Source organism: Chamaesiphon minutus PCC 6605 (assembly GCF_000317145.1).
GTDB classification, from domain to species: domain Bacteria; phylum Cyanobacteriota; class Cyanobacteriia; order Cyanobacteriales; family Chamaesiphonaceae; genus Chamaesiphon; species Chamaesiphon minutus.
Genome location: NC_019697.1, coordinates 4,394,911 through 4,418,676 on the forward strand (window position 1 = coordinate 4,394,911; position 23,766 = coordinate 4,418,676).

Sequence of the window (23,766 nt, forward strand, 5' to 3'; positions counted from 1 at the left end):
CACTAGACTAGCTTCGATCTACTTCCAGTACTGTAGTAACAGAAGCATTTATCCAGCCATGAAACATAAGCTACTTCTAAACGACGATCGCGAGATCTTGCTGCGTTTGAGATTGAGGAGATACTCCTACCTCTGCCTTTCGTAGCGACCGCTCCTCAGTCAGGATGCCTGGATCTTTTCCGAGGGCAACCATTTCCCCGTCTTTAATTACGACCGGATGTTCGCATTCAGGACAGTTATAAACTTGGTGCGTCGAACCATGTAACTCGACCCCATCGACCACATCTGAGTGATTGAGATAAAATTCCACAGCTTTTTCTACGATGTTGGACATCGAGTCAGCGTCTACTGCCGATCGAATTTTCAACTGACGGTGTAGTTGTGGCGGCAGGTACAAAGTGACCTTTTGCTTGTCTTCCATACAATTCTCAACTGCTTTACCCGGGTATGTATTCACTTTAATTGTTTCCATTTTAACTGTCAAGCTGGCAAAACATTTTGACGTCATATCTTAACATTAGTTAACATAGGCCAAATCGATCGCTATTTTTGGCGATAAATTAATTCTAAGGGAAGACCGTCAGGATCTTTGATAAAAGCCACTTCATAGACATTTTCGCCGATAACTTGCTGAGTTGGCGCGAGTAAAATCTGCGGTGCTGGTAGTGAAGCGGTTTGTAAAGCAGTCTCAAAACTAGCCAGCCAGCTACTCAAATTAGCAGCTAGCTCTGTCAGATCGAAAGATAAATGGTAGTACCCGACATAGTGTTCGTCGCCAAAGGCATCAGGCGCTGGTTTGGGTTCGGGAATTTGGATCAGTTCGATGCGTCCGCTGAGTCCTTCCATCCAGCAAGCCAGAGTGTAGCCAGTCGTGAATCGATCGCTAATTGTAAATCCTAGACATTCATAAAAAGCGATCGATCGATGAATATCTGCTGTGCGAATCGAAATATGGTGCAGCATGAATTAGAGGTTAGGAGTTAGGCTTTAAGCTTCAAGGACATTCACGCTCGGGCAAGACATTTGCCCTTATGTCCCAAACAAAGGTCAAAGAGTAAAATCAGCGATTCCAGTTCTGAAAGGCTACGCCAACGAACATCAACAGCAGGCGAACAGAGATTCGGATTGCCCCTAGAGACACCAAGCACGCTCGTGTAGACCGAATCACCTGAGTCTAGACCGTGGCATCAGTCATACAAAGACAGTAGCAAAGGTCGCCAGATCGTTGCCCACCCTTGGGGGTAAGAACAGCGCGATCGGGTAAACCTACCTCTACCAGAATAGTTTATCGCCACTAATTGCGGTTGCAACAGCCCAGCATCCAGAAATTAGATCTGAGTTTTAACCCAAGAGTTAGATATACGCGGCCTTAGCTCAAGACTGTATTTACTGGTTGGAAAACTTACTACCCAAATCTTGGCAAAATCGTCATCTACTCGATCTGATACATATTGCCATTTGACACCGATCGAATCTTCAAGTTAATATCAAAATATGGGTATATTGCCCAAATCTTATTACTTAACAAAATTTTTACCTATTAACGACTGCGGCTGCTGAAAACCCAGTCAACCTATACAAAGAAAATTGCCAAAACCCGAAGTGGGGTTGGCGACAGGTTTTTATGCAGCAGCCCAAGAATACTCATAGACTCCTCCGTGCATTAGCTAAGCAAGGATTGGATGTCAGCTACGGCAACAATATTTATACAGTACGCCTCAACGACCCTCGGGCTGGAGAACAGAGCCAACGACAGGACGCACCAATCGCCGAAGTTCTGCTACCGCCAGATTTCCCGATCGAAGGTAAAGCCTTTCAACAACTCGCGCGACTGACTATGCTCTCCCATCCTGGCGGGGGTAGTGTCACTCGTGCCTTTGCGACTCCCGATTTCCATCCCGGCGATACAGGAGTTGCGATCGGTTCGGTAATTCAAACCGAGGGCATAGTAGTCCCCGCAGCCGTTGGCAGCGACATCAACTGCGGTATCCGGCTGCATACGCTCGATCTGAGCCTTGCCGATTTTCTCGCCCAGCGAGATAAATTTGTGGCAAAGATGAAAGGAGATTATCTGCTCGGTACTCGCGATGTCACCATGACAGCAGCCGCTAGTCGCGGCATGTTTGATGATGGCATCCCTGGCTGGCTGGAGCAGATGGCCAAACAACCGATGGGAAGTGTGGCTAAATCGGATTTCGCACAACTGTGGCAAGAAATCGATCGCGTCCAATTTCTCGGCTCGATGGCTGGAAATGCCCGCTGGGCACCGAGCGAACTCATACCAGCAGCGGGACTAGTGCGCGATGGCGACTTGGGTACGATTGGCGGCGGCAATCACTTCGTAGAAATTCAAGAAGTCATCGAGATCCGCAATCCGCGCCTTGCCTATAAATCCAACATCAAAGTCGGACAACTTGCGATTGCGATTCACTCCGGTTCGCGAACTGTAGGTAAATATATCGGTGGGATGTGGCGCGATCGAGCTAAAGCCGCTTGGCTCAAGGGTTGCCCTTTTCCTCAATCCGATCTGTTTTCCCTGTCTACCACCACCAATCCAGATTTAGTCGCCGAATATCTCGAAGCCGAAGCCACAGCGGCTAATTATGCGTTTGTCAATCGCCTAATTCTGGCCGAATTAATGCGACTGCGATTACGGGAAGTCTATGGCGATATTGCCGCGCCACTGGTGTGCGATCTCCCCCACAATCTGACTTTTCCGAATGGTAATGGTTGGATCGTGCGGAAAGGTGCCTGTGCCGCAGCCGCAGGGCAATTACTGATGACACCCGGTTCGATGGGTACGCCTTCCTATTTATTATCGGGCTTGGGCAACGATCGCTATCTTAATTCAGCGGCACACGGTGCGGGTCGATCGATTTCCCGATTTGAACTTACCCGTGCAGGTGCTAACTACACCGAGTCAGATTTAGGTTTGACGACAGTAGATTGCATCACGCTACGAGCCGAACGCCGCATTGAAGAAGCTCCAGCCGCTTACAAGTCGATCGATCGTGTCATCGATGCGCAAGTAGCCGCAGGCACTGTCGAAGTGGTGGCCAAAATGCGCCCGATTCTCACCTTTAAAGCTTAAATTAATTGACAATTAAGTTTTGAGATGAGGAGCTAAACCTTTGCTCTGGATTGATTTCAGATCGAGTTTGTGTAAATAAAACAGCCCCGACTTCTGGTAGTCGGGGCTGTTTTGTTGATTGAATCTGTATAGCTACTAAATCTCAACCAGAGGGTTAATTATATAGTAGGCGAGCCGAGGAAATCGAAATTAGCGGCAAGAGCGATATTTGATGTGGTAGACCAAACCGCGATGAGCTAAATCGAAAGAATCTACAGTGGCCGCACCTCTTCCGCGCGCTGTCATCGAGGCATTGACGCGCATATTAGTACTGTCGCCACAGGCCGACCAGACATCAGCTACGGTAGCTAAACTATCGCGGACGTTGTAGTTGTTTTCGCCATTAAAAGTTCGTTGGAATACAGGGCCGCGATTGCCCGCAAAGAAGTATTCTGCCCGCAAAGTACCGCTAGTAGCAGGAGCTACATAGCCGCGATAGTCAGCATCGTATAAAGAAATTTGAAACCCTTGGGGGACTCGGATGGGGATGCTAAGGTTACAGCTCTTGCGGCTTTGGCTGGGATCGTTACCCAAAGCACTAAATTTGTCGAATAAAATACTTAATTCTTGACCGTCAGGGCTGACGCTGACGCTAGCAGACTGGGCAGGGCAACCGCTACCGCCGTAGCTCGCTCCCATAATTTCAACTTTACTCTGGGCAAATACTGGGGAGATCGGTGCGGCAGCAAATGTTGCAATGAGGAGTGCTTTGAGGAATTTCATAATACAGTCCAAAAAAATGAAGATAGTGTGTGGTAAATTAAGTAACGTTATGAAAAAAATATAGAGATTTTATCTCTAGTCGATTCATAACTGGCAATAGATTTTGCTCGTAACAAAATCTCGTCAAAAAGATGAAGATATTAGCCAAAAGGCGTAATCTCCTGCTTTTACGATTAGGTTTAGCGATCGTAAAAGCTTTTCTTTTTACTTGGTATTTGATTAGATGTAGATCTAGTTTCAGAGGTTCCCACTTTCTAAAAAGAATTTTAGAGCTGGGTCGAACTTAGAGCTAATGGGCGGCAGATACAATAGAGAGGTATCAATTCCTGAATCGTTCCTAGCTTTTGTAACAATTGTTGATACTGACAGATATTGAGACCCAATCAAACGAGTTTGACTCAACTCTCTCCGTCGAATCAAGTGGCTCTAAGGTCTGCGAAGCTGGGGTACCGCGCCAAAGGTCTAAAGTCTTATTCAAGGCCGATCGAGCATTTTATGGGAATCTATCGCTTGTCGCTCGGTCTTAGCGGCAGTATGGATCGATCGAGTTTTCAAGTGGGGGTTAGAAACCTGACTTTTCCGAAGAAGTCGGGTTGCTTTTAGAGTATAATGGCCGAGGGCGGTCGCGCGATCGCCCAGTTATATTTAGGACATGAAGGTTGGTTTAAGCTAGTGAAATTAAGCAACCAAAGTTCATAAGTATTCTTATTAGTAATGTTGCTCTCATTTGCAATTGTTACGAAGGGAAATCGGGGTTTAATTTTTAATGACGTTCGTTATTTATATAGCGAGTGTCATTTTTTTGTCAGCCCACAGACTTCAGCCGAAAGCTCTGTTGAGGTCAGGTTTAGCAGCGATGGCTGAGACGTTTATTTACTTACGAGCGCGGCAGAAAATTCAAAAAATCGATCCCTTGTCTCGATCGACAGAAGTTCGCATCGGTGAGCGATGAGGGTAAGTTTGTCACTCGTTAGTCGATCGGCATGTAGTTGACTCGACAAAGCTAGGTATAGTCGCTCTAGGTCGATATCTACAGCATCTTTTGACTCTCTCTACACATTCCAGATCGGAAATGGCCTTGTCGAGCGATCTAGAGTGAAGCTGTCAGGGATCTAAACCACACATTCAATTCTATCTTCTGTCTTGTTTCGCCTTCTACCTTTTCTTGGCCAGTGGGTTAAATGTCGAACAGTCTAGCACTGTGTGCAGACAAACCCATTCTCCCCACCATCTGGCATCTACAGCTACAATAGAGACAGCCCCGCCAGCTACTAGCGAATAGAGCGTTGCGGAGGTTTTTCGGTAGAATTTGTTCGAGTCATTTGGGCACTATAAGCACAGCCTAAAACTAATAATTAGATATGTGGTTAGTCGGAATAATTGTCTGTTTTGGATGGATTTTTTCGCTCTGCCTGCATGAATTTGGGCACGCGATCGTGGCTTATTGGGGTGGTGATACCTCGGTTAAGAGTAAAGGCTATCTAACCTTCAATCCGCTTAAATATACCGACCCTGGTTACAGTTTGGTGCTCCCAGTACTATTTTTACTCATGGGTGGTATCGGGTTACCGGGTGGAGCTGTATACATTAACCAACACAAATTAAGAAATCGCTGGTGGCAAAGTGCTGTCTCTGCGGCAGGGCCGAGTGCTAATATTCTCATCGCGCTATTACTGGCAATCCCGTTAGGAATTTTTAGCGGCGATAATTTACTCAATGTCGATCGCCTCAATTGGGAATTATTTTGGGCCAGTAGTCTAGCTTTTCTGGTTTATTTACAAATTTTTGCGGCGATCTTTAATTTGTTACCGATGCCGGGACTCGATGGCTATGGCATTATCGAACCTTGGTTGCCAGAACATCTTCAAGCTAAATTCAACGGGTATAGGAAGTATAGTACTTTAATAATTATTGGCTTATTTTGGTTCGTTCCGGCGTTCAATTATTTTATTTTCAATTTTGTCAGTTTGGTTACAAGTATATTAAATGTACCAGAATCTTTAGTTAGTAATGGTGCGGCGGTATTTCGAGAACCTATTAATAAAGCGATTGCTTTAGCAATTTTAGTCGGACTGGGCTTGGGTCTAAATACTCCCGAAAATAAAGCGATTCAAACAGGCAAAAAAGCAATCGAACAGCAGCAATATCAAGCAGCCATCCAATCATTCGATCGCGCGATTCAGATTCGACCGGATGGATCTGAAGCTTGGTTGCAAAAAGGTTATTGTCTATGGCAGCTTGAATTATTCGATCGCGCGATCGGGTGTTATCAAAAAGTTATTACAATTGATGAAAATAATGAGTATGCTTACCTCGGATTGGGACTAAATTTATTTAATATTGCAAAATATTCCGAAGCCATCTTCTACTTAGAGAAACTAATTAAATTAGATTCCAAACATAGTGATGCCTATTATTATCTAGGATTAGCTCACCAGCGATCGCAAAATCTAGTATTAGCAGATGAAGCATTGAATAAAGCTCTATCTTTAGCTCCTAAAAGACTAGATATCTTACAGTCCAAAGCCGCTCTAATGCACGAACTAAGAAATTATCAAGTTGCCATAAATACCTATCAAAAAATAGTTGAGATCGAGCCTAGTAATGCGACCGGACATTACGATTTAGCTTGCTGCTATGCTTTACAAGGGCAAAGCGATTTAGCAATTTCTCATCTAAAGTGCGCGCTCAAACTCGAACCAGAGCAGTTTAAAGAGCGCGCTCGTAAAGATTCCGATTTGGACTTGCTGCGCAAAAACTTGATTTTTAAAAATCTTATTGCTTAAGTACAGATAGAGCACTCAATGTACAGATATCCTGCGCAAGTAGCCCGATCTTGGCTCATGCTAGCAACAACTACCCTCTACGCTTTAATACACACAAGGATTTCGCCCGTACTTTGTTTCAATGCTTACTCTCTCTTCTACCATCTGTAACCCTAATAAAGCGAATTAGTACAACCCTCCCCTCAAGGATAGAGGGGAAAGTTTGTTTCTATTTCTAGCTGTAAGTTAATCTCTGGATCGATCGACGAGCCGAGAAATTTGGTTTAAGATCTCCGATCGGCAATTACTCGATCTAACTCTGCTTGCATTTGTTGCTCGATGAGAGTATAACAAGCATCTACATAGTCTCGATCGCTAGCAGCACCACGACCGTAACGATCGAATTCTATGGGTTTACAAATGTGAATATGTACCTGTGTCGGTAGCGGTATATTAGGCAAAGGGCCAAAAGCTACTCCCCATGGCAGTCCTAAATAGATCGGCAATACTACCGGATCGATCCCAAATAACCATGGCAATCCCCACTCGTGAAGACGTTCAAAAATCGGATACAGATCTGCCAATACGATCAGACTATCATGCGCGCCGATCGATACCACTGGGACGATTGGCGCGCGTTCGCGCAGGGCAACTTTAATGAATCCCTTGCGTCCCGCTAGCTGAATTTGATGTCTTTGACTATGAGGTCGAAATATGTCCTCGGCACCACCAGGATAAACCAGTACGGGTGCCTCTTTTTGTAAGGCCGCCATCGCCATCTTCGGGTGCGCGACGATCGCGCCAGCTCTTGCTGCTAAATTTGAGATCGGGCCAAAATATTTCCATACGCTTGGGTGTGCCAAGCCGTAGGCGGGGCGTTCGGTGCCATAACGACAAAACCACTCATACATCAACATGAACATGTCAGGGGCTGCTAAACCTCCATTGTGAGAGCCAACCACTAACATCCGTCCCTCCTGGGGCACATTTTCCCAACCAGTGCTCGTGACTCGAAAGTAGCGATCGTGCATCCACTGCCACATGGGCATAAATATTTCGCAAATCACACGGGGATCGCGATCGTCTAACGACCATCCATCGTATTTATGTGGTTTTGGGGGCGGTAGATGGCTCGGCTGTTGAGAATTGTTTAACAATGGTCGCAGATTGAGGGTGAGTATGGTTTTAGGTCGCAATTTGTCGATCGCGGCTAAATTATCCTCATCGATCGTACCAAACAAAGGCTAGCACTGACATATATTGGTAGATGGGTTTGCGTTGAACGAAGTCGGAGCCTGGAGGGGTATATCGGATTTTTCCTTTTGCCCTTTCCCTTAAAGCCTAAAACCTTGCTTGGTGAAACACATGCGGAGGAGCGGCTCGCTCCCGCCTTTGTCTCCCGACCATGGAAGCGAGACAAGACAGACCTCCGCGTGATTTCATCCGCAAAGCCTAAAGCCTTTTGGCTTCTGGCACTAATTTTATCTAAGTACTTGCATAATCATTTAAAACTTGCTATATTAGTCAAGTTGCGAATTTTTCACACAGCAGCGCGCCGGGATAGCTCAGTTGGTAGAGCAGAGGATTGAAAATCCTCGTGTCCGGAGTTCAAATCTCCGTCCTGGCATTCTTTGCTGTAGAGCGAAGGAATAAGTGTCCGTAGCGAAGGATTAAATATCACAGCGAAAGATTCTATGTCCAAGTCGAATAATTCTATGTCACAATAGCGAAGGATTAAATGTCAATTCGTTCAGGAGCGAAGAAATAATTGTCAATTAGAAAGCTCTAACAGTCGCTAAATTTCTCATAATTTTAATATCTATAGGCCAAGTCTTGCCATTTTGCAAGCGAAAAAATTTGCTTGTCCTTTACACTATGTAAATAGGGGAAGTGAAAGGAGCAGAGGATTGTTTAAGTGCTGTGGAGCGATCGCTAAAGGAAGCGCAGGCATAGTTTGTGCATCGTATTTTTTCCTCACGACGCAAAGCAAAATACCGTTTTGATGCTTCTGTAACAGGCATATTTAGCTGTTATGAAGCTTTAATAATTTCAACTTACCCGTATCCACAAAGGCGATTGCGACAAAAGCATTTTGGTAGTGCAAAAAGGCTCGATCATCTTTCAACTTACCCATATCCACAAAGGCGATTGCAACCCTGTGGGCTAAAACCTATTATCAAGTTGACTTTCACCAGTAGTTTTGCCAAGGGTATTATGCAGACACTTAGAGAAAATCAATTAGCTTAATTGAAGATTTAATTATGCTACTAGAGCGTTGAACTGACAAAGGCTCTAGCCTTTTGGCAAAGGTACTGGGATTTTTAGCCCCGCTTCGGTTTGCCAAAAATATAGGGGAAGTCCGATGGTTTCATCGGCGATTCAGACTGCCATGCATCTTCGCCAAATTTGGTCTGATACACAATCTTGCTGTACTACCAGACAAACAAACATTTGCCTTAAATAGTAGAGAATCGCGAACTCACAGCGCCAAATTGTTCCCACCTTGCGGTAGCGTGAGTAAGCGGGCAGCGTTAGGGACGGAAAGCAATGAAACTGTCCCATTTCCAAGCAAACTCGCATCATAGTGACGCTAGTCCGGTTCGTGCGCTAGCTCTAGCCTACTACAACATCACAAAAACTTCAACCCTAAGCAGATTGATTAGAAAGAGATTGTTTAAATTTGGTTTTATCCTGGTAGACCTCAATCGCCATCTGTTTTGCTTGTTCCTGGGAGCTGCCGTGAATCGGTTGCCGCCCAATCTTCACTAACATCCCCTCCTTTTCGGCTTGATTAGTAATGTATTCGATCGAGCGCCCGTAACTCCACGAGTGGATCTTCACATTCTGGGCTTTTGCGAACTTCTTCTCAACACCCTTCCACCCAGAACATTCGCGCTCTGCGAGTGCTGCCATCTCACTTTGTTTACGCCGTCTATAATCCTCCATGTCAGGTAAAACAATACATCCCGATTGATACGTCTTGGCAAAATCAACTACAGCATTTGCAATATGTCGATCGATTGTATCGCCTAAATTGGCTTCCCCAAACTGGTTATTCGCCCCCCGCCGCTGATTCTGAGTCCGACGGCGCATATTTAGTTGACGCTGGAACTGTCGTCTATTAACAAGCCTATCCTGCTTCCCCAGAAGTGCCTTGCGCCCACGGCATTCCAGAATTTTTCCGGAAGAAGTATCTACAATTGTTGCCGTTACCAATCCACTCGCGCCAAGAGCAATACCAGTAACAATATGAGGTTGTCCAGTGTAGAGAGATTTGCTTGGCCGCTCGTAGTTATCGTCATAACACTCCATCCGTCTTAGAGTTCCAGATTGACGGCTGTGACGATCCTTACGATTTTTTGTTGATTCACCCTTCTCTTCTGATTCAGTAATATTCTTTTCTAAGGTTTGAAGTGCTTTAGTGATAGGTTTCTTCTGCATTTCGAGTTTGAGTTCAGTGCCCTCTTTACTTACATACAGGGTTTCTATTGTGCAGTGTAAGAATAATTGATACCGATTCCACGGAAATTCTGGGTCATAAAACGCCGGAGCGCGCAAACTATCAGGTTTAGTGCCAGCAGTCCCCCCTTCGCGCTTGGAACGTTTGTTATTAGCTTTTCGGCGACGTACAATTCTATTTTCGTTTTTCTTATAATCCCGCCAAATCAACGTTGCCGATCGCACCAAAAACAAAGCAGATGTGTTTTCGTCTATATTTTTATCGTAAATCTTACGCTCTTTTAAAGCCTGCCATACAGCATGAATATGACGGTAATCGCCAGCAACTTCAAAGGCATATTTCTCTTCAAAACTCTTAAAACCGACGCAAACTCGCTTTCGAGACTCAACGGAGTTCGCTTGTTCGCCCTGAAAATTCTCGTTTTGAAATTCATCAAGCTCGGTAGATCCAGATTTACCTGCTTCTACCTGTAAATCTTTAAGCTGAAATTTTTCAGGTTCGGCCCAAATTAAATCATCACTACTTTCAAACAGAATCGGATGTGGCATGAATGTTTGCTGCTTGAGTAATGCCGATTCTATTGAATTCCACTCAGTCTCTCTGACATCAATCGACGCAATTTCACCAAAAATGTCTCTGCCCGCCCACGGACGTCCCTTAGGTAGTCTACTATGCAATTGTTTTTGAATAATTTCAATTTCTTTTTGCTTGGTATGACGGCGAGCGTTCAGTTTTTTAACATCCTCTTCAGTTTCATCACTATTAATTTTAAATCTATTTTTAATTAGATATGCAATCGCACATTTTTCTACCAAATCATCTGTTTTGCGGTGTTTGTCGTAGAGGATTTTATAGATGCCTCCCTCAATCGCTTTCTGACTTTTTTTCTTCTCACTATCATTAGAAATTTGGGTATTCACTTCGCTTAAAACTTCTTTTGCCCGATTGCGTATTACATCCAGATTGCAGCTACCGATCGCTATCAATTCAACATCCGGTTTCAGAATTTCCACGGAATTAAGAAGTTTAGTTAACTTCTCTTGGCGATCTGCCTGTAGAGCCAACCAGGATTCATACGTGTTATGAGTAACTAACCGTGCCGAAACACAAGCGCGATCGGGTATGCCTTGAAATTGAGGTTGCTTTTTCAACGACCGCCACAGACACAGAAGATCGTCAGCATCTACAGTGTTCTTAATTTGCCAATTAGCAAATTTGGGATGCTCAGCTACCAGCAGATTTAACCGATTAATCAGTGGAGTATGCTGCTGAGTCATCAGTTCCCAGAAGTAGCGTCTCACTTGCTCCCTGTCCTTAGGCGTTTTTCCCAATGCATCCAGACGAAAAGGAAATGTAATCAAGCTCATAATGCTTACCCCATGATTACTACATGTATTTATAAAACGATTCTCAAGAGTTACTTATTCTTAGAAGATTTGTTTATTCTTCTAAACTCAGCGATCGTGAATAGTATCCTAGATTATATAGTGCATATTTACCATTCAAAGTCAAGTTTTTTCAGTTTTTATTTAAAATGCCAACATTACTCGATGCTGGCAGCTAATAGTCGCAGTGGAAATTGCCAGCTTATAATGATATTAACTTGTCACAGTGACAAATAGAATGACAATGGCTATTGCTCCACACACCCCGGCTCATAGACACTGGAATGCGTTAACAGCTTATCTCCAGCCAATAGAAGATGACAGCATGGAACTCAACGAGTTTCTAAAACACTGGGATGTAGCAAGGGAGGAACTGGCTTACATCTGTGACTGTTCGCTGACAACGGTGAACCACTGGTTCTCGCAGGGAGAGCATCGTAGATTCCCTTCTCAGAAGCACAAGCAGAAGCTTGCGCTCGCTCACCATATCTGGACGACGATCGAGACTGAGCCAGAATACCTGCAAACGCTCCGTGAGATGTATATTAAAAAACATCTGAAGCGATAAAAAAGGTTGCCAAATGGCAAGTATTTTTTGTCGCTGTGAATAGGTGATGTTTACTGTGGTTAGTGGGGAATCCTGACCTCATTACTCGATCGATAAAGATAGGTTCCGTCCGCTACAGTAAAAAACTAAAGGTTGATAAAAGGGAGAGAGCGTGTATCAATAACCGGAAAATTCTCAATCTAGCTCTATCAAGGAATTGTTATCTCCAGCTAAATGTCCAAAACTTTTGTCTTGAAGTACGCGACAGTATGAACACTTCAGCTCTTCAATCTAGTGTAGGCCATTCGAGCGTGAGATTATTCTCAATCAAAAGTGAATCATAAAGATGACAGATAGTGACATAAGCGAAAAGAGACTACTCCCTTCCTGCGATAAGATTATTAGTGATAGATCGTTACTGAGTAAGCTTTTGAGCGACTGAATCTCTATAGTCTTATGCCGGAAAGGGAGTAACTTGCCAAGTGCTGTTTACATCCTCTACTTTAAAAAACCTTACAGTTAATTAATTGGCGATCGCATCTCACCAAAAATCCATTTAAAAAGTAGATTAAATGAAACCAAATATGTAAGCAAGTAGATTTAATCACTTCTGCCGATTTAAGTCGAACACATTCTTGCGATTTGAATACGTTCTTGCTAAATCATGCGAAACTGTTTCGGTGAAACCCCTGTGAGTCGTCGGAAATGCTTGGCAAAGTGACTGAGATTGGCAAAACCACAGTCATTGGCAATATCGAGCATCGTGCATTCTTTCTGCTTGAGTAATTGCTTCGCTCGCTCGACTCGCTGCTGAATCAAGTAGGCATATAGAAATGGTCGGCACAGGAAATTGGCACGACCTAAAATGGACGGGGAGCGATAGTAAGACTACTTCGGTAGCAAATTGCGATGAGCTGTCAAGAATCCTCACGCCTTCAGGCTGATGAGTATTTCAAGAAGACTATTCTCAATTGACTCCAGCCTCCTTCAAGCAAGTAATCGAGGCAACACCGACGAAGGCTCTCTCTGAGATAACGATCGGGGAATTATGCTCGATGTCGGATTACCCCAATGGGTTGTATTTTATCTTTGGCGGTAATCTCCGACAATTACAGTATGTTGGTAAATGCACATCACGCAGTTTCATCGAGCGGATTCCGGCTCATTTCGACCAACGTGAACGGGCTTGGTTTAATACACTACCAAAGAAACTTACGCAGAATAGACAGTCCTACTCGGCTGCACTGGGAGAAGCTTTAGATTTTGAGATCGTTCTCTTTGGTATCCGCGATCGAGAGGCTGCCTGTGAACTTGAGCGCGTTTTCCGTTATTACTATAAGCCAGTGCTGAACACGCTCAGGCGATTCAATAATTTTGATGCGGATGCCACCTTAGATAAGCTGGGTAATTCGGCTCTTTACTCAGTTCAAGAAACTGTATCACTTTAAAGTTGGGCATTTCGATCGACTCAACCGATCTCGATTCCATTAATTACAATGCTGACTCATGCAGGGGTGACGGTTAGGGTTGAGATTGTAGCGGCATAAAGTCAAATACTCCCTACGCTACCCGATCGCAGGTACTAAATATTCCATAATCTAGTCACGGGATAAGCATCGAATTGAAGATCGCCGCTAACGATCGTTAGATCGAGATCGATCGATTGGGCAATGATGATTCTGTCGAATGGATCTCTGTGATGAAGTGGAAGATCTAGATATACTTTAATCGCCGTTATGTCGATCGGTAGAATTGAGATGTCTTGGGTAACTAAATTCTGTTCGATCGCCTGAAAGTCAGTTTTTAATGTTAGCTTGCCAATATTAATCTTAATCGCTATCTCCCAGAGCGATACAATACTCACAAATACAGATTCAGCCGATTCGATTTGTTCTTTCGTACTGGGTGGTAGTCGGGAATCGTTGTCTAGAAACCAAATCAGGGTATGAGTGTCTAATAAAAACAATTACATGTACTCCTGGAGATCCTCTAGTGGCGCATCAAAGTCATCGGACATCTCAAACATACCTTGCATGGTTCCTGCTTGACGACGTTTTTGCGTTGGTATCGGTGGATTGGTTTGAGCATAGTTTGCTGCTAGAAATTCGGCATAATGGAGTACTTCCTGTTGAAGTTTTTCGGGTAGCTTTTCGAGGCTGGCAATTAAGGTTGGAGATAGCATTTTGAATGTACCTTGGATGAGCAAGAATCGGCAGCAATCGAGATCGACGATCGCCTGAACCCATATATCGATCGCATTCTCCTATTATACCTGCGACATCAATGCGTTCAATAGGTCTGTCTGTTTGCCTTTGCCAGCTTTGATCGACTCCTCCAATCGATCGCACATCCCCATCAATCGATCGATCTTTTCCACTATTCGCCGTTGTTCTGCTATTGAAGGCAACATAATTGGCATCTTATTTAAAATTCCATGATTGAGATTTGTCATTGTTGTACCAACAGAATTTCCTCCCAGATAATCTTTAACTCCTTGTGATTTGAACAGGATAATTATATACGAGCGATTTATATTAGGGATGAATCTTAAAACGAAACTACCTGTTCCACAAAGCCATCGATTTGAGTGATTAGTTACTATTGCACAACGACCCATCTCACCACGTCTAGCCATTACAATATCCCCATCAAATAGTCTGTAAGATTCCATTTGACTGGCTTTTTCATTAGTTACTGTCACGGTTGGATCGTGAACAATTTCCCCATTAATCATGTGTATTGGATTAATTAGAGGTATCCCATTTTCAACATAATCACTTTTATGAATTGTTAGTCCGAATGGGCCAGTTGCTATTTCAGTAGCCAATTCACCAAAACGAACTAATTCCCATCCATTGGGCAATTCATAAGGAATTTCTTCTCGATCGATTTCTGGCAAAGGCTTAGATTGTTTAATTTTCCCTTCCTTCACCAACCGTTGCTTTTCAAGCTCGATCGATCTCAACAATTCACTCGCGGGTTCATCATTCGGATCTTGCGGTACCAACTTGCCCATAACGGCGAGTTGGAGGATGGTTTTGCGTAGCTCGACGACGTTTTCTTTGACAGAATAGAGTTCGCCGAACTGTTGGGTAATGAAACTCCAAGCGGTGCTAAATTCGCTGCTATCCTTGGCTGTCAACAGTCGATCGAGTGCCGCTGTATGGACGGTGAGCAGCCGTTGGGATCGATCGATCCGCAATTTCTCTAATTCATCACAACGCGCCATTAGTTGGTCGATTTTGGCAACAATCCGGCGTTGTTCGGCGAGAGGTGGAAGGGGTAATAAATAATTCCGCAGAAAACCTAGAGAAACAAAACTCTGTACTGCACCTGAAGATTGCGCCTTCATATTTTCTTGTGCCTGTGCCAGAAAATAGTGCAAGTATCTGTTATCAGGTTTGTCAGCTATGTAAAATTTGAGTAGTGCCACATTCTTAATCGAAAACTCTTCATTACAGTTCACTATGACGGGGTTTCCGATGCTTCCAATCATAGCAAAAAGAATATCTCCAATATTGACTTTGGATCGTTCACTTATCTTTATATGATCTTCTTCAGAAATAAATTTCACATCTTCAAAACTAAGCATACCTGTATATAGGTTTTTACTCGTAATGAGTGGGTATCCAACATCAACATACTTAGGCGTGTCATGAGTTCCATCACGAACATCGAGTGCATCATTTAATCGCGTCCATTCCCACCCATTGGGTAGATCGTAAGGCACTTCTTCGGATTGAATTTTTGGCAACGGTTTGGATTTTTTGATCTTTCCTTCCTTTACCAGCCGTTGTTTCTCTAACTCGATCGATCTCAATAGCTCACTAGCTGGCTCATCATTCGGATCTTGCGGTACTAACTTCCCCTGCATCGCTAGAGTTAAAATCAATTCCCGTAACTTCTTAATCCCATCAGGCGCAGCAAAAGCCACATCAAAATGTTGTTCCAAAAGACTCATTAGTTAGCCCCCAATGCCTGCATTAATTCCTGCTTTAGCGAGTCTTGAGCGTCTTTCATTTGGCGATCGATCTCCAGATATTCCTGCATCAACTCATCAGGATCGCGATGATTTATGGCGACTTCGTGGGGATTTTTGCAATCGAGATTATAGTTACGCGCCGCGATTTCCTCCGCTGACACCTTCCAGGCATATTCGCTCGGCTGACGATTTTGCCACCAACTTTTCTCGCGATCGAATTCCTGAATTGTCAGCGGTTTGGAGCGAGAATAAGACTTATAACCTGGGGGATAAGGATGCTCGAAAAACCAGACATCCGCAGTCGAGCCGCCCTTATCAAAGAACAGAATATTGGTATTAATGCTCGTGTAGGGGCTGAAAACGCCCTTGGGCAACCGGACGATCGTATGAAGATTGAAATCTTCCAGCAACTCGCGTTTGAGATTGGTTTTCGTACCCTCGCCAAACAGGAACCCATCGGGCAACACCACCGCAGCGCGTCCCGTATCCGGCTTGAGTAGGTGCATAATCAACGCCATAAACAAATCGGCAGTTTCGCGGGTTTGGTACTTCTTGGGGAAATTGCTTTCGATCCCATCTTCCTCCATCCCCCCAAACGGCGGATTGGTGATAATGATATCCACCCGATCCTTCGGGCCATAATCGCGGAGCGGACGGCTCAGGGTATTATCGTGAAGAATATTGCTCGGCACATCGATCCCATGCAACATCACATTAGTCATCGCCAGCATGTGGGGGAGCGGTTTTTTCTCCACCCCATTCAGCGTTGATTGGAGCGTAACTCGATCCTCAGCGGTTTTTAAAAACGGTTTGAGATGTTCGATCGTATTTGTCAAAAAGCCCCCCGTACCACAAGCCGGATCGAGTAATTTTTCCCCCAATTTGGGGTCGATAATATCTACCATAAACTGCGTCACCGCACGGGGCGTATAATATTCCCCCGCATTCCCCGCCGATTGCAGATCCGCGAGAATTTTCTCGTAAATATCATTAAATAAATGGCGATCCGTCGAAGAATTAAAATCGACATCCTGTTCGATGCAGTTAATCACCTGACGCAACAGCGTCCCCGATTTCATATAGTTGTAAGCATCCTCAAATACTGCACCTACAACCTTTCCCTGGGGCGACACCCCCGCCGCCGTCGCCAAAGTTTTCAGCACCGGAAACAGATTATTATTGACAAAATCAATTAACTCCTCACCCGTAATTCCTTCCGCATCCTTCGCCCAATTCGACCACCGAAATCGACTCGACAACGGCGATTTATATCCAGGCACCGTGAATTCCCATTCCTGCTCCTTATCATCAAAGATCTTCAGAAACAGCAACCACACAATCTGACTAATGCGTTGAGCGTCACCATCGACACCCACATCCTTCCGCATGATATCCTGAATGGTTTTAATGAGAGTTCCGATCGCCATAAGTCAACGTTATTCCAAGAGCAACCATTCTAATCGACTTTGTGTGCGATCGATCCAATCCAACCCATCCCATCCGACCGATGTCGCATGAAAATCCCCTCCTCGGAGGGGTACCCGAAGGAGGGGGTGGGTAAATCCCCGCTACCCACTAATCATCCCCCACCATTACACTTGATCGATTTAAAACATTCGGAATTGGTAAGACTTCGGCGTAGATCTACCCATCCCGCCCTGACGGGCACCCCTCCCAAGAGCTACCGTGTATACACAACTCCTGAATCGTTGGCGTTTGGGTTTATACCTTTAGTCCGTTGGCATTTCTGGTGGTGAGAGAACCCGGATCTGGGGAGTCTGACCCCCAGACCCCCTATTGGGTGGGGGAGTGTCGCTGGATACTTTTCAAACACCCTCTGAGGACTATTGTGGCCTACATTCCGCACTTCACAATAGCAGTAAACGATCGCAATTGCCCCTATTTGCCTTCTGCAAAGCCTTTGAAGGTTGCCATGCAAACTTTAACGATCGGTCGATCGATTGCTGCTTCTAGAGCGGCATAGCCACCTTCTGAAATCGCTTTAGTAATTCGATCTTTGAGGGTGGGATTTTGTTCGATCGATTCGATCGCTGCTTTACCGATTTTCTCTTGTCCGGTGGCAGTATTTGGATTATACTCGTCCGAGAGTATATCTAATAAGGATTGAATCTCTTTGGCTGCTTCGGCGAGATTTTGGGAGTTATTAATTTGGGTGTTGATTTTATCGCCCAGTACTTTATCTCCGGCAATATTATCGCCGCTACCGTGGGAGTTTTGATTAATGGTGTTTCCAGACATATTTTCTACCTTGTGAATGTGATAAGTGGTGTGATTTTGGACGATCGATCCAGGTGTTGGAGGTACTGGAGATCGTCTAGCTGCGGGATTTCCGGCTAAATATTCTTTGTAGACATTCGGATTTAGCTGTTCGATCTCGGTTAATAATTCACTTTGTTTTCCTTGACGTTCTATATATTCAACTAGAGTGCGAATTCGTTGGTCTTTAGTTTGTCCTTGGGTGACAGCGACTTTAAAGTCATTGCATAAATTTAGTAACTCATCGTCGGTGAGAGCTTTCTCTACTAATTGGCGAAGATTCATCGATAGTCGTGGTGGAGGTGGAACTGATGGCTGAATGGGTTCGATCGTTTCGTCGATTAGTTCTCGAATTTTAACCTGTTCAAAACTGCGATAACATTCGATCGTCAATTTTCCCTTTTCCAAGCGGTTTTCTAGATCCTTGAGTACATAGCGATGAGGTTCTAGAGGTTCTTGAGCTGTTGTACACTGAAAACAATTGCAAGGAATCAGTTCTTTGTATTCTAAGCGTTCGTAAGAGTTGTGGATTTTTTGGAATTCGTGGCGAACGATGGCGAGGAAGCTTTTTTTATTGAAGCCGATGGCGCGGATACGGATGTGCTTTTTATCGTAGTCTTCGATGACTTCAACGCGGGCGGAGCCGTTGGTGAGGATGCATTCGTGACAAGTTAAGAAAATCAGAGATTTGTCAAAAGGGTAATAAAAAGATGCCAAACTGTTTCTAGTCAAGAGTTTGAGGGAATAGAGGCCTGATGACCAGCCGCCGAAGAAGTAACCGCGACCACGCCAAAAAGAACCACCAACCAGGTGTGGAAGATGAGATCATCGCCGCTCAAGTAGAGGCTTTATTGACACCAGCAATTTTCAATCAAAGTCATTACTACCGACAATTAGGGCTGAGAAATCGGCTGTTAAATTTACCCTTGATGATGGCAGCAGTGCTGACGCTACTGTGGCGGAATGTGCCAGGAGTCAGAGAACTAAGCCGAATGTTAGGGCGAGAAGGATTTTTGTGGTGTGAGCCAACACAAGTAAGTCAACAGGCGATTGCACAAAGATTTCTGACCTTTCCATCTGAGTTATTTGAGAGAGTGTTTAAGGAATTACTGCCAGAATTTAGAGTGAAGTGGCACCAGAGAAAACAGCGATTGTTGCCACAAAGCATTGAATTTGCTCAAGCAAAATTTGAGCGGATTTGGGCATGTGATGGCTCCACATTGGAAGCGATATTCAAGAAATTAGATAGCTTATCTGATGTGCCAATCGGACAACTAGCGGGAAAAATGGGAGTAGTCATAGATTTGGTGACGAGATTGCCGATTGAAATCTGGTTTAGAGAAAATCCCAAAGCTTCAGATGTTAATTTTGAGAAAGATATCCTGAATTTAGTAACATCGGGCACTTTATTGCTCTTGGATCGAGGCTTCTATCATTTCCAATTTTGGCAAGAATTAATTAACAGAGATATTCATTTTATTACTCGATTAAAAAAAGGTGCATCGCTACAGATAGAGCGAGTATTTAGCAATAGTTATAGTATCCGTGACCGAATAGTGCGGATGGGGTCTGGCACCAAAAAGACTCCATATATAACTGTAAGATTAGTCGAAATTAAAGTGGGTAAAGTCTGGTATTCTTATCTAACTAGTGTACTCGACCCATTGAATCTTCCTCCCTATGTAGTCGCCGATTTGTACGGAAGACGGTGGCGAATTGAAGAGGCTTTTAATACTGTTAAACGATTGCTCGGGTTGAGTTATTTATGGACTGGTTCAGTTAATGGAATTAAATTACAGATGTGGGGGACTTGGCTGTTTTATGCAGTTCTAGTCGATTTAGGTGATGCTGTAGCTGATGAATTATCTCTCCCATTCGACCGCATTTCTTTAGAGATGATTTATCGAGGTCTTTATCACTTTCATGTAGCTCATCATAAAGGTTTAGCTGCCAATCCAGTCACCTATTTTGCTGCCCCAGAGAATCAAGATTTAGGTATTGTTAAAACTGTTCGTAAACCTAATGTTAAGTTAATTATTGCACCTTTTCCTGATTCTATGAGTCGAACAGACAATTTTTTCTTCGACTCATCGCCTCAAGCCTGCTTGACAAGTGCGATCGCTTCTTAACTTGTCACTAATGGTGAGGATGACACCATTTTTCCAGACTAGTTGGCTGTTGTCTGGAGCGGGTAGACATTCGATTTTGTCGTGCATTTCGATGATGAAGCGGGTGACGATCCCTTTGGGCATGAATTCGTATTCGTATCGCAGTGTCAGATTGTCGGTTTCGTTCCAGGTGTAGGCTGGTTCGTCGCTGGGAAGCAGAATGGGGGCGATGTAGGTGTCTTTGCCGAGGGGGTAACAGATCTTGAAGTTTTGCATCAATTTGAGCAATTCATCCTGCATCTTGGCATATTCAGAATCGCCCCAAATGGTTTCGAGATCTGTGGTGGTAAAGCGACCTTTGTTTTGGATGACGGCGGGGGTGTCAGTGACTTTGTAGACGGCGTTGGTTGCCCAGGAGGGCTTAAGAATGACCCGATGTTTGAGGGTAGAATCTTTTTGGAAGTGGAGACAAATGCCCAAGTCATGGAGGTAATGACTGATATTTAGCCGTTCCTTTTCATCTTTGACTCCATTGCATTTGCCGAGGGTGTGGTATTCCTCGATGCTGATATAGTTTTGATGTTGGGCGTAGTTTTCGAGGACGTTGCGAATTTTGACCCAGGTTTTGGGGATGGGAAGCTGGATGTGGGGGAGGTTGGCGATGTGGGTTTGGATGAAGTGCTGAATCTCCCTGAGTCCGCGATTGCTAGAGAAGTTGGTAGGTAGGGATTCTTTGAGTTGGAGAAATTCGCTGCGGAGTTGTCGTTCGTTGAGTTCGCAGTTTCGGTCGCCTTTTTCATTTTTGACGATGAAGATCGGGCTATCATTGCTATAGAGTCGGACGACATTCAACCAATAGTAAAAGTTGGGATTTTCGCGGCGATTATCGACGACGAGAGTGTAGAGAGAACGGGCAGTGAGGAAAAATTGGTGGGTAGCATGATAGATATCTTGACCACCAAAGTCCCAAATATTCACGCGGAAGGGTTTACCATCAGGTTGAATAAAGTCCCACCGAATCACATCGATACCTTGAGTAGATTCTTCATCCGATGTGAGCGCGTAATCTGGATCTTGGAGCTTTTTGGCAAGGGTAGTTTTACCCGCGTCACCTTCACCGACGATGATAAATTTCGCTTCGTAGAGTGGTTCCGTAGCCTTGGGACCTTGGGTTTGGAAATAGAAGCTGAGAATGGCTTGGAGATCTCCAGGATCTTCATAAAATTTTTTATTTGTGCCGAGGATCTCTGGTGGAATCGGCACGGGATTTCCACGTAAGTCTAATTTTTCGAGATTGTTGAGCGAGCGAAACCACTCAGGAATTACGGCAATTTGATTATTATAAAGTTTTAGGTCAGTCAGACTGGTTAAATTGCCGATCGTCTGGGGTAATTCCGCGATTTGATTGTTGCTGAGGTCAAGGTCACTCAGACTGGTTAAATTGCCGATCGTCTGGAGCAATTCGGCGATTTGATTGAAACTGAGGTTAAGGTTAGTCAGACTGGTTAAATTGCCGATCATCTGAGGCAATTCGGCGATTTGATTGAAACTGAGGTCAAGGGAAGTCAGACTGGTTAAGTTGCCGATCGTCTGGGGCAATTCCGCGATTTGATTGCTCCAGAGGTTAAGGGAAGTCAGACTGGTTAAGTTGCCGATCGTCTGGGGCAATTCGGCGATTTGATTGTTGCTGAGGAAAAGGTTAGTCAGACTGGTTAAATTGCCGATCGTCTGGGGCAATTCGGCGATTTGATTATTATAAAGGTTAAGGGAAGTCAGACTGGTTAAGTTGCCGATCGTCTGGGGCAATTCGGCGATTTGATTGAAACTGAGGTCAAGGGAAGTCAGACTGGTTAAGTTGCCGATTGTCTGGGGCAATTCGGCGATTTGATTGTTGCTGAGGTAAAGGGAAGTCAGACTGGTTAAATTGCCGATCGTCTGGGGCAATTCGGCGATTTTATTCCTTCCGAGGAAAAGGTTAGTCAGACTGGTTAAATTGCCGATCGTCTGGGGCAATTCGGCGATTTGATTGTTGCGGAGGCTAAGGGAAGTCAGACTGGTTAAGTTGCCGATCGTCTGGGGCAATTCGGCGATTTGATTGAAACTGAGGTCAAGGGAAGTCAGACTGGTTAAGTTGCCGATCGCTTCGGGGATAATGGCGATTTGATTGCTACTGAGTCCAAGAGCAGTCAGACTGGTTAAATTGCCGATCGCTTCGGGGATAATGGCGATTTGATTGCTCCAGAGCTTAAGGGAAGTCAGACTGGTTAATTTGCCGATCATCTGGGGCAATTCGGCGATTTGATTCTCTCCGAGGTTAAGGGAAGTCAGACTGGTTAATTTGCCGATCGCTTGGGGAATCTCTGTTAATTTATTTTCCCAAATATAAAGTTCTTCTAGCTCCGTTAGCAAGGCGATCGATTCTGGTAGTTGAGATAGCGAATTTCCACCTAAGCTAAGTTTTTTGAGATTTTTAAGGTTGGAGATCGATTCTGGTAGAACTTGTAAATTATTTTCACTAAATCCTAGATAAGTTAAGTTGGTTAAACTAAACACTAGTTCAGGTATTTCAGCTAAACCACTATTGCCTAAGCCTAGCTCGGTTAATCTGGTCATCTCACTAAACCAGTTTGGCAGACTCTCTATTTTGTTTCCGTAAAGGTACAGTTTAGTTAAATTAGTTATCTGTGCTAGCCAATCTGGAAGACTTTTGATCTTATTTTCCCAAACATCGAGACTGGTTAGTTTGGGGAGACTTAAGATGACGGGTGGGATCTCTGTCAAGAGATTACCAATTGCTTTACCAGTCTTGTCATCCCACTTCCCCAAAATCAACTTCTCAAGGTGAGTTAGCTTGCCAATTTCTGGTGGTAGCTCTGTCAGATTCATCCCCGCGAGATCGAGTTCTTTCCATTGCTCCTCGGCGGCTCGATCTATCAGTTCTAAAAACTCTTGGGCTTCCATCGTACTTACGGCGGGTGCGTCTTCATTACTATAAACCAGATTGGCGAGGAAATTTGGGTCGCTATGATGGATATTACAAAACTGGGAAATTAGTGGATTTGCGATTTCTAGCGATGCTTCGAGGTGATGAGTTCGACTCGATCGACTATTTAGTAATTGGCGATCGGGATTTATTAGTGATGGCAGATATTTTCGATCTAGCGATCGTCACAGCAGCACATTTTTTGCAGATCCGATCGATAATCGATCTAAATACTGCGATCGATTGACTAGAAATGTTTCGATCAACATAATCTCGATGCGATCGTTGAAGCATTAATTCGTCCATTGTCACCAGTTACGGCAATTTGATTTCAAATTGAAATTATTGGCGAAGTTGATTTTTGGGAGGATAAGTTGGTAAATTTGATAAATAATGATTTAGATGC

At 44.3% G+C, this 23,766-nt stretch carries 17 protein-coding genes, 1 tRNA gene and 1 pseudogene; 7 read left to right on the forward strand and 12 right to left on the reverse strand.

The window, feature by feature from the left end:
• Positions 1-76 precede the first annotated feature (76 nt).
• Positions 77-421, reverse strand: coding sequence for a slr0373 family blue light stress response protein (locus tag CHA6605_RS20170; protein WP_041549722.1), 345 nt, complete (start codon positions 419-421; stop codon positions 77-79).
• A gap of 122 nt (positions 422-543) precedes the next feature.
• Positions 544-960 (reverse strand): VOC family protein, encoded by a 417-nt coding sequence (locus CHA6605_RS20175; protein WP_041549723.1) that lies wholly within the window; start codon positions 958-960, stop codon positions 544-546.
• 664 nt (positions 961-1,624) lie between these two features.
• On the opposite strand from CHA6605_RS20175, the gene CHA6605_RS20180 reads away from it, so the two are divergent.
• Positions 1,625-3,091 carry an RtcB family protein gene (locus tag CHA6605_RS20180; protein ID WP_015161241.1) on the forward strand — a complete coding sequence of 489 codons (1,467 nt, stop codon included), beginning with the start codon at positions 1,625-1,627 and terminating at the stop codon, positions 3,089-3,091.
• Between the two features lie 189 nt (positions 3,092-3,280).
• Here the strand turns inward: CHA6605_RS20180 and CHA6605_RS20185 are convergent, their stop codons facing one another.
• A complete protein-coding gene (locus CHA6605_RS20185; RefSeq protein WP_015161242.1) occupies positions 3,281-3,853 on the reverse strand; it encodes a DUF4360 domain-containing protein in 573 nt (190 codons plus the stop codon).
• Positions 3,854-5,214: 1,361 nt separating this feature from the next.
• Between CHA6605_RS20185 and CHA6605_RS31860 the strand changes: the two genes are divergently transcribed.
• Positions 5,215-6,639, forward strand: coding sequence for a site-2 protease family protein (locus CHA6605_RS31860; RefSeq protein ID WP_015161243.1), 1,425 nt, complete (start codon positions 5,215-5,217; stop codon positions 6,637-6,639).
• Between the two features lie 263 nt (positions 6,640-6,902).
• Here CHA6605_RS31860 and CHA6605_RS20200 read toward each other — a convergent pair whose 3' ends face one another.
• On the reverse strand, positions 6,903-7,859 hold the full coding sequence (locus tag CHA6605_RS20200; protein ID WP_015161244.1) for a lysophospholipid acyltransferase family protein: 957 nt from the start codon (positions 7,857-7,859) through the stop codon (positions 6,903-6,905).
• Between the two features lie 313 nt (positions 7,860-8,172).
• Between CHA6605_RS20200 and CHA6605_RS20205 the strand changes: the two genes are divergently transcribed.
• Positions 8,173-8,245: transfer RNA gene (locus CHA6605_RS20205), tRNA-Phe, on the forward strand.
• Between the two features lie 1,019 nt (positions 8,246-9,264).
• Here CHA6605_RS20205 and cas12k read toward each other — a convergent pair.
• Positions 9,265-11,445 carry a type V CRISPR-associated protein Cas12k gene (gene cas12k, locus CHA6605_RS31865; RefSeq protein ID WP_015161245.1) on the reverse strand — a complete coding sequence of 727 codons (2,181 nt, stop codon included), beginning with the start codon at positions 11,443-11,445 and terminating at the stop codon, positions 9,265-9,267.
• A gap of 262 nt (positions 11,446-11,707) precedes the next feature.
• On the opposite strand from cas12k, the gene CHA6605_RS20215 reads away from it, so the two are divergent.
• Positions 11,708-12,031, forward strand: coding sequence for a hypothetical protein (locus tag CHA6605_RS20215; RefSeq protein WP_198288379.1), 324 nt, complete (start codon positions 11,708-11,710; stop codon positions 12,029-12,031).
• Positions 12,032-12,667: 636 nt separating this feature from the next.
• Here CHA6605_RS20215 and CHA6605_RS33095 read toward each other — a convergent pair.
• A pseudogene (locus tag CHA6605_RS33095) lies at positions 12,668-12,838 on the reverse strand (helix-turn-helix domain-containing protein); the annotation flags it as partial.
• Between the two features lie 143 nt (positions 12,839-12,981).
• Here CHA6605_RS33095 and CHA6605_RS20220 point away from each other — a divergent pair.
• The gene (locus CHA6605_RS20220) at positions 12,982-13,458 is read left to right on the forward strand and encodes a hypothetical protein (protein ID WP_157260046.1); all 477 of its coding nucleotides are present in this window, start codon (positions 12,982-12,984) and stop codon (positions 13,456-13,458) included.
• Between the two features lie 134 nt (positions 13,459-13,592).
• On the opposite strand, the gene CHA6605_RS35170 is transcribed toward CHA6605_RS20220, so the two are convergent.
• The 5 genes from CHA6605_RS35170 to CHA6605_RS20245 all read right to left on the reverse strand — a co-directional run bounded on the left by CHA6605_RS35170 (position 13,593) and on the right by CHA6605_RS20245 (position 19,001).
• Positions 13,593-13,976: a type II toxin-antitoxin system VapC family toxin gene (locus CHA6605_RS35170; protein ID WP_015161248.1), complete on the reverse strand. Its 384-nt coding sequence runs from the start codon at positions 13,974-13,976 to the stop codon at positions 13,593-13,595.
• A complete protein-coding gene (vapB, locus tag CHA6605_RS35175; protein ID WP_015161249.1) occupies positions 13,977-14,192 on the reverse strand; it encodes a type II toxin-antitoxin system VapB family antitoxin in 216 nt (71 codons plus the stop codon).
• A gap of 84 nt (positions 14,193-14,276) precedes the next feature.
• On the reverse strand, positions 14,277-15,971 hold the full coding sequence (locus CHA6605_RS20235) for a restriction endonuclease subunit S (RefSeq protein WP_015161250.1): 1,695 nt from the start codon (positions 15,969-15,971) through the stop codon (positions 14,277-14,279).
• Entirely contained in the window at positions 15,971-17,419 is a 1,449-nt protein-coding gene (locus tag CHA6605_RS20240; RefSeq protein WP_015161251.1) for a type I restriction-modification system subunit M, read from the reverse strand. Before CHA6605_RS20240 ends, CHA6605_RS20235 begins: the two co-directional genes overlap by 1 nt.
• Before the next feature lie 472 nt (positions 17,420-17,891).
• Positions 17,892-19,001 carry a hypothetical protein gene (locus tag CHA6605_RS20245; protein ID WP_157260047.1) on the reverse strand — a complete coding sequence of 370 codons (1,110 nt, stop codon included), beginning with the start codon at positions 18,999-19,001 and terminating at the stop codon, positions 17,892-17,894.
• A gap of 23 nt (positions 19,002-19,024) precedes the next feature.
• Between CHA6605_RS20245 and CHA6605_RS20250 the strand changes: the two genes are divergently transcribed.
• Positions 19,025-20,398: an IS4 family transposase gene (locus CHA6605_RS20250; RefSeq protein WP_015160772.1), complete on the forward strand. Its 1,374-nt coding sequence runs from the start codon at positions 19,025-19,027 to the stop codon at positions 20,396-20,398.
• Here CHA6605_RS20250 and CHA6605_RS20255 read toward each other — a convergent pair.
• Complete coding sequence (locus CHA6605_RS20255; protein WP_015161253.1) at positions 20,357-23,338, reverse strand: leucine-rich repeat domain-containing protein; 2,982 nt, start codon at positions 23,336-23,338, stop codon at positions 20,357-20,359. The genes CHA6605_RS20250 and CHA6605_RS20255 overlap by 42 nt on opposite strands.
• Positions 23,339-23,352: 14 nt before the next feature.
• Between CHA6605_RS20255 and CHA6605_RS20260 the strand changes: the two genes are divergently transcribed.
• Positions 23,353-23,607, forward strand: coding sequence for a hypothetical protein (locus CHA6605_RS20260; protein WP_015161254.1), 255 nt, complete (start codon positions 23,353-23,355; stop codon positions 23,605-23,607).
• Positions 23,608-23,766: the final 159 nt, after the last annotated feature.